This window comes from Thalassospira sp. MCCC 1A01428, from assembly GCF_002115825.1.
In the GTDB taxonomy this organism is placed as follows: Bacteria; Pseudomonadota; Alphaproteobacteria; order Rhodospirillales; family Thalassospiraceae; genus Thalassospira.
Map to the genome: position 1 here is coordinate 1 of NZ_JFJZ01000118.1, position 1925 is coordinate 1925.

Below are 1925 nucleotides of genomic sequence, written 5' to 3' on the forward strand. Positions count from 1 at the left end.
ATAAAAACCCCGACCCGATAACAGCCAACATTATAATCACCTCAAATCAGACATAAAAAACGCCAGCCCAAAAGACTGACGACACACAAAACACCCGAACACAAAACACCCGGCGTTAATCTTTCGGCGATTGCCTTGCTACATAGGTTTGCAATATCCGGTCCACCAACGCCTCGGCACCACGCGGCCCCAACCACCCGCAAATGCCGATCACGGCAAGCGACTGGTCGCCATCAAGTGACAGATAGGCAGCAATCCCGGCCCCGACGATGGCGCTAAACGCCGCCGTTGGCACCTCCCACAACAGTTCCCACGACCAAAACCGGCGCTGACCCAGCCGTACCAGCCGTTGATGCCACAACAATCGCGCGATCATAGCAATACCCAGGGCACCACCCCAGCCACGCACCGCTGAAATCCAGTCCTGCCCTACTTCAGGCGGTAATTGGTTCATTCAGCCCCCTTACCATTCGACCATGACAATCACACCCACCCCAAAACAGGCATAAAAAAAACGCCTTGGCGGCGGCATAAACACACTGATCAATTCACCATAACAGTTTGCGTATAAAAACGTTGCCGTAAATCTCCTTATCACCAAACCCGGTGGCAAGCCCCAAACCAGAACCTGAATAAGAACCACCCGACCGATAGCGAGGCTCGAGCGATGTTGGACCACTCAATTGCAAAACACCTGAAATAAACGAGAAGGCGCTCGCATACCCCCCATCGGAGTTGGAAAAAGCAGATTCACCCTTGAGACTTACAGCATCCCCTGTGACGCTACCTAAATAAATCGCTGATGTTACACTTCGGTAGAAGGAATGAGTGGCATTAACCTCGTATAACCCGGCAGGCAAGGTAAACCGACCTGTAGAAGCGCTGAATGAAGCACCTACAATAGTGTTTGAGACAAGAGTATGGATTGGAAGAGCCCGAACAGCACCGCTCACCGATGAACCACCTTGAACGCCACTATTCTCTTGATGCTGCAAATGCATGACCTGCGCAATCGCGGCAATATCATCAAGGGAATCCTGCACACCTGCAGGTACTCCGGTAAGACTGGAGGCATCACCATCAGCACGCAAAAGGCCAGCCGCCCCACCGGGTGCAACAGCCCCCGTGCGCAAAAAAGATTCCGCCATCGATCCATGGTCAATCCAGGCGGTATTCGCCGCGTTGCGCTGTTTTAAATGACCGCTCGTCGTGTCTGCCCACCACATATAGGGATATGTCGGCGATGGTGCCGTTGATCCAGCATTTTGCGTTACAACAGCCGCAAGGGCGTTGTTCACATCATTGCGTACCGCAATGCCAGACCCATTAGAAATCTGATAATCATGCTGCGCCATACTCTATCACCATCCGTTTTTCTTGGCTGCCAGCGCCATCCAGCTTGTCACGCTGGACGGCACCACCGGCATTGCCCCGACCTCGATCAGGGTGCGGAGCGCGTCATAAAGGGCCTTGTCGGGCCCCGGAAACTGCACAGCAATCGGCATAAACCGGCCCTCACTTTCCTGCCATTTATAAGCCCCCGGCTTGAGATCAACATCAGGTGGCACCTGCACGCGCCCGGCGGCATCACTTTCCGGGACGGTTTCAATCCCCAAAAAAATGCCGTCATTATCCAGCACCGCGACCGTTACAGTCGCGGCGTTTTCTTTCTTGGCCATGTTGAAAAACCTCACGTCAAAGCATCCGCGCGCACGCGGAGCGTTGAAATTTCCAGATTGTAGGATTGATCAGATACCGAGATCCGTGTTTCAAACTGCACGCCCCGGCAATATACTTCCGCTGTGTCAAGGCGCTGCCAGGCAGACCACACCGCCCCGGCATCATCAGGGTCACTCACCGTTGTGCGATACCACACGCTGGCATCGCCCTCGCCCGACACATCACCATCAAAGGACAACCAGTCA

At 54.0% G+C, this 1925-nt stretch carries 4 protein-coding genes; all 4 read right to left on the bottom strand.

Annotation, left to right across the window (positions count from 1 at the left end; genetic code table 11):
* Positions 1-115: 115 nt before the first annotated feature.
* Positions 116-454, bottom strand: a complete 339-nt coding sequence (locus tag THS27_RS26100; protein ID WP_085595922.1) for a phage holin family protein — start codon at positions 452-454, stop codon at positions 116-118.
* 94 nt (positions 455-548) lie between these two features.
* Entirely contained in the window at positions 549-1355 is an 807-nt protein-coding gene (locus THS27_RS26105; RefSeq protein ID WP_085595924.1) for a hypothetical protein, read from the bottom strand.
* A 6-nt stretch (positions 1356-1361) separates the two neighbouring features.
* Complete coding sequence (locus tag THS27_RS26110) at positions 1362-1679, bottom strand: hypothetical protein (protein WP_085595926.1); 318 nt, start codon at positions 1677-1679, stop codon at positions 1362-1364.
* Positions 1680-1690: 11 nt separating this feature from the next.
* The coding region (locus THS27_RS27050; RefSeq protein ID WP_168185028.1) for a hypothetical protein at positions 1691-1925 on the bottom strand (235 nt) is incomplete at its 5' end.